Below are 5,521 nucleotides of genomic sequence, written 5' to 3' on the forward strand. Positions count from 1 at the left end.
CTGTTTGGCGGTGCGTCTCTCGTCCTTTCGTGTGGTGGGCCTGGCGGGTGGGCGGGCAGCGGCGATGGCACCGGCCGACGATCAACGAACTGGCCGATGGGATCGCAGGCAGAGCCTGCGACCGCTGCATGAGAGTAGGTCACTGTGATCGACAGGCGGGACATGCTGCGGGCAGGCGTGCTGGGCAGCGTTGGCGGGGCGCTGGGGCTTCAGGCACCGGAGAGCGCGGCTGCGGCGGCTGCGGCGGCTGAGGCCGCCGGGCCAGTCAGCCCTCGGGACTGGAAGCGGTTGGCTGATGCGCTGTCCCCTGGGGCAACCCTCTACCGGCCGCATGGCTCTGTGTACCAATCGCTGGCCTTGCCGTTCAACCACAGGTACGCCGGTATCCGCCCGGCCGGCATCGTAGCCTGCGCGACCACCGGGGACGTGTCCGAGGCGATCCGCTGGGCTCGCGCGGTAGGGCTGCCGGCCGTGCCGCGCTCCGGGCTGGGACACAACTACGCCGGGTATTCGACCACCAGGGGCCTGCTGTTGAACATGGCCCGCATGAGGAGCATCGTCTCCACCCCGACGCCGGGCGGTGCCCGCCCTCGGGTCTACGGGCCGATGAGGGTCGTGCACGACGCCGGTACGGTCACCGTAGGAGCCGGGGTCACCAATGGCGACCTGCATCCGCTGTTGGAGGACCACGGCATGTTCGTGCCGACCGGTCGTTGCCCCAGCGTCGGGGTCGCGGGGCTGGTGCTGGGCGGCGGTATCGGGTTCAGCGACAAGATGTTCGGCCTGACCTGCGACCGGCTCGTCGCCACGACCGTCGTGCTCGCCGACGGACGCGCGGTGAAGGCCAGCAAGGACAAGCACCCCGACCTGTTCTGGGGCTGCCGCGGCGGAGCCGGCAACAACTTCGGTGTCAACACCTCGTTCACCTTCCAGTACGAGCAGTTCGAGGGCACCGTGGGGTTCTACCAGCTCCGCTGGAGCCTGGACTCCGTACTGCCGGTGGTCGCCGCCGCGCAGCACATCGCCCAGGAGACCGTGGGCGACAAGCGGTTCCATCTGCGTCTGGGCATCGGGACCCACGGGACGACCAAGGCGCAGATCCATGCGAACGCCAACGTCAACGCCATCGGCCAGTTCTACGGCACCGTCCAGGAACTGCGTGCCATCCTCGACCCGCTACTCAAGATCGGCACGGCCGAGGAACGCGCCCGCAACAGGGCGTCCGTTCGTCAGGTCACGCCCGGTGAGGCGAGCGTACTGCTGAGCGCCACCACGCCAATCGATCGCTTCGCCACCAAATCGGCGATCCTGAACTCCCGTACTCTCCTGACCGATCAGCAGGTCAGCGCGGCTGCCGAGCGCCTGCTGGCCTGGCCTGGCAGCGGCAACGAGGACGGAGCCGGGTTCGCGATGTTCGCCCTCGGCGGTGAGATCAACGAGGTACCGCCGAACGCGACCGCGTTCGTACACCGAAACGACCTCTTCGTCTTCGCCGCCGAGACCTCGTGGGCAGACTACGACCGCCCCAGTGTCGCCGAAGCCAATCTCCACTGGCTCAAGGAGTTCTACGACGACATCTTCGACGACAGGGCGCCAGAACAGGCGTACCAAAACTTTCCCGACCCCACGCTGAAGGACTGGCGGCAGGCCTACTACGGCACGAACTACCCCCGACTGGTCAAGGTGAAGCGGAAGTACGACCCAACCGGCTTTTTCCACTACCCACAAGCGATCGGCACGCGCTGAGCCGAAACGGCTAGGACCAGGGCTTCGGCGTAGTCGCGTGATGCCCGGTCCGTGGCGGACTGTCAGCTCAGCGGCGGTGTTCTCGGAACGTGACAGGTACGGCTTCCAAGATCATGGAATTCTCTACGCCCCGTGATCCAAGTGGAAGACCGTGTCTGCCGACGCATCATCTCTGATCCCGCCTGCTCTTGACCAACTGCGCGAGAATCCGCAGGTCGGACCCGAGGAGCTCCCGGGCCTGCTGGAACGGCTGGCCGAGGTGCCAGACCCGCGTGACCCACGCGGGGTGCGCCACCGCCTGGCCGTCGTGCTCGCTCTCACCGCGTGCGCGGTGCTGGCCGGAGCGACCTCGCTGCTGGCGGTCGGCGAATGGATCGCCGATGCCCCTGGGCATGTGCTCGAACAGGGCGGTGCGAACCCCGATCCGCTCCTGCCCATGCGGGTGCTGCCCGCCGAGAGCACGGTCCGCCGGCTGCTGGCCCGCATCAACGGCGACGCTCTGGACCGGGCAGTCGGACGCTGGCTCGCCGGCCTGGCAGGAGTCGTCGTGACCAGCGACGCCATGCACACCCAGCGCGAGCACGCCGAATACCTCCTCGGCCGGGCCGCCCACTACATCGTGATCGTCAAGGGCAACCAGAAGAAGCTGCGTCGACAGCTCAAGAGCAGGGTCACGGCATTGGGTCTGAAAGGCCACGGCTTGATCCACAGATCTTGACTATTACCCGCAGCTCCTCGGGGATCAGTGCAGCCATGCCGACACACTCGGGGTCCAGGGTGCTGACGGCAAGCTCCTCGGTTCCCTCCGCCATATCGCGACGCCGGAAGGTGATTGAACCATTCCGGATTTAATGGAAGCTAGACACTTTTCAAGTCATTGGTGTCGCACTAGCCTCCCTCACGCTGCATCAACGCGCCACTATGGCTCGATTACAGGGGGTTGGAATCATGCCAGTGATCAGCGGTCAGAACAGCGACGACCACGTCGACCCGCCAGGACACACTCAGTCACCGCGCTACATGCACACGTCGGCGCAACTGACCGAAGACGGCGTTTTGCACGCGACGACCCGAACCTGGACGGACATCCTCCTCGGCGGCTTCCACGGCGCCGTCAAGGTACTGCTCGTGGATGCCCAGGGTGACTGTATCGGTGTAAGCCCGGTGAACGTCTATGGCGTGGACGGCAAGTGGATCGGTGTCCACGACCGGACGGACATGTGGACCGCAAACTTCGACCCGAAGGTAGCAGCGTCGACAACAAGTCTGAAGTTCGTGCACTCTTGGGACCCTCAGTGGCTTCAGTCCATCCAGAACACCGTGAAGTGGATTGAAGTGGCAATCCAGCTGATCATGACGGCCGTCACGCAGACCGGCAAGGGCAACGTCAGCTGAGTTGTCCCGTAACCGGTGGGGCGGTTGGCGCGTTGGCTGGGCATGGGTGGGGTGATGTCGGCAGATGATCCGAAGTGGATCGAGCCGTTCTCTGGGCTGACCGAGTCGCAGTTCGCCAGGCTGGTGGCGTTGGTGCGGCGTCGGGACGGTGAGGCAGCGCGGCCGACCGTGGCGGCTACCCCTGGCGGACCGGGTGTTGCTGGTGGCGACGTACTGGCGCACGAACCTCACGTTGCGGCAGGTGGCACCGTTGTTCGGGGTCTCGAAGTCGGCGGCCGACCGCATCCTCGATCACCTTCCACCTCTGCTGGCCATCTCGCCGGCCCGTCGGCCGCGCAAAGACACCGTCTACATCGTGGACGGCACCCTGGTGCCTATCCCCGACCGCAGCATCGCCGCCTCGTGCAAGAACTACCGGTACTCGACCAACCTTCAGGTCGTCATCGACGCCAACAGCCGCCTGGTGGTGGCGATCGGCTTGCCGCTGCCTGGCAGCCGCAACGACTGCCGGGCGTTCACGGAGTCCGGCGTCGATCGGGCCTCTCGGGACGCATCGACCATCGCTGACGGCGGCTACCAGAGAACCGGCCTGCTCATCCCGCACTGCAAACGACGAGGTCAGACGCACCTCAGCCCGCAGCAGGAAGCGGAGAATGCCGTCCACCGCAGGGCGCGAGCACGTGTGGAACACGCCCTGTCCCGGCTGAAGAACTGGAAGATCCTGCGAGACTGCCGGCTCAAGGGCAACGGCGTGCACCAGGCCATGCTCGGCATCGCTCGGCTCCACAACCTGGCCCTCACCGGATAACTCACGCCCCATACGGGACAACCTCTAGCGGCCCTTTACCCAGGAGCCGCGGGGTGCCCGGTCCACCTCTGCAAGAGAGCATAGGCAACCAATCTCGAATGTCCCCAGCGCAAGGTACGGAGCGGGCCCGCCCTGTCCCCGCGCGGGGAAGGGAGGGCCCGTTTCGCTGTGGATCGCTTCCCCGGTCCCGCCTGAGGCCGGCTGCCGGCGAGACCGAGAGCGCTGCTCGCCGGTGATGATGTCGAATGCGGATGTCAAAGCCCCCGGCATTGGTCCGCCGGACGTCGTTGGGCCCGTGGGCGCAGACGGTTCGAACCGCTGATATCTGCTTTGCAAGCCCGGTACGCCTCTGAACCGCCTCCGTTGATCGCTGCGGAAGATGGCTGGCGGCCCCGGTGAGTCACCGCTGCGGCCCGTCCTTTCTCCCGTTGACCGTGACTGACCGCTCGTTCCGGCACGGATATGGCACGACGAGGTGTTCCCGACCGAACAGCGGTGCAACGCGACCTCGCTTACTACCCCGTCCGCGTGCTGATCTCACGCGAGTGACTGGTCGAACTTCGAATCACAGCCGCCCTGCGGCAGAACGGACAGGTGAAGACATGGCTGACCTCTGGATGCCCGATGCCGAGAAACACGACATCGGAGACCATGCCCCCACCGACGGGGGCCCTGCCAAGGCCATCGCTCACGTGACCTGGGACCGCAACGCCACCAAGGCCAAGCCCCAAGACCTCGTGACATACGCCAACCTCCGCTTGTATTTCGCCGGCGGAGGCAGGGCCGTCGCCCCGCACGTGCTTTGGGACCCGTTCACCGGCGACATGGCGCAGTTCGTCCCGGCCAACTCCCGCTCCAAGTCGCTGGTCGACACCCCCGGGGGCACACGGACCAACCGGGCCGGCTCGGTCGTGCTCCAGATCGAGGCCCTGTTCTTCCCCTATTGCCGGGTGGACGGAAAGGTCTACGAGTCCCTGCAGGACACCCCCGGCAGGGGCTGGGACGAACTGCACGCCTGGGTGATGTCCTGGGGAGTGCCGGACACCTGGCCCATGGGCAGACCCACCGCTTTCACCGGCCACCGCGACGAGAAGGTCTGGGAGACCCATGCGGGCTGGTACGCGCACGCCCACGTCCCGGAGAACGACCACACCGACCCCGGGACCTGGTTCGCCTTCCCAAAGGCCAAGGACCGCTCTGGAGAGGACGGGAAGTACGAGGCCTTCCCCGGGGCCGCCTGGTTCACCATTGGCCGCAGGAGCCCCATCGTGGCCCGGATGCACGACCGCCTCGTGGCCGTCGGCTGCAACCGGTACCAGTCCACACGGGACAAGGACGTCATCGGCTCCGGCGACGTTGCCTCCTACCTGGCGTGGCAGCGCAAGTGCGGCTTCACCGGGTCGGCTGCCACTTGGCCTCCGGGGAAGGCCACTTGGGACCTGCTCCAGGTCCCGAAGGCTTGACTAGTCCCGCACGATCGTAACGTCCGGGAGCCGGCAGACCCCGTCGCGCGCCACCGCGCCGCCGGAGGAGGCGAGCCGTGGCCGGGGGACGCGGTCAAACACCGAGCGG

At 66.6% G+C, this 5,521-nt stretch carries 4 protein-coding genes and 1 pseudogene; all 5 read left to right on the top strand.

The window, feature by feature from the left end; translation table 11 throughout:
* The first annotated feature begins 144 nt into the window (after window positions 1–144).
* The gene (locus tag ACWEN3_RS40080; RefSeq protein WP_452981748.1) at window positions 145–1,746 is read left to right on the top strand and encodes an FAD-binding oxidoreductase; all 1,602 of its coding nucleotides are present in this window, start codon (window positions 145–147) and stop codon (window positions 1,744–1,746) included.
* Between the two features lie 151 nt (window positions 1,747–1,897).
* A complete protein-coding gene (locus ACWEN3_RS40085; RefSeq protein ID WP_452981751.1) occupies window positions 1,898–2,464 on the top strand; it encodes a transposase family protein in 567 nt (188 codons plus the stop codon).
* A 230-nt stretch (window positions 2,465–2,694) separates the two neighbouring features.
* Window positions 2,695–3,141, top strand: a complete 447-nt coding sequence (locus ACWEN3_RS40090; protein ID WP_452981753.1) for a hypothetical protein — start codon at window positions 2,695–2,697, stop codon at window positions 3,139–3,141.
* A 42-nt stretch (window positions 3,142–3,183) separates the two neighbouring features.
* Window positions 3,184–3,949 (top strand): annotated as a pseudogene (locus ACWEN3_RS40095) (transposase).
* 602 nt (window positions 3,950–4,551) lie between these two features.
* Window positions 4,552–5,412, top strand: coding sequence for a peptidoglycan-binding protein (locus tag ACWEN3_RS40100; RefSeq protein WP_452981756.1), 861 nt, complete (start codon window positions 4,552–4,554; stop codon window positions 5,410–5,412).
* The last annotated feature ends 109 nt before the right edge of the window (window positions 5,413–5,521 follow it).

The sequence above is a fragment of the Streptomyces sp. NPDC004561 genome, assembly GCF_053602155.1.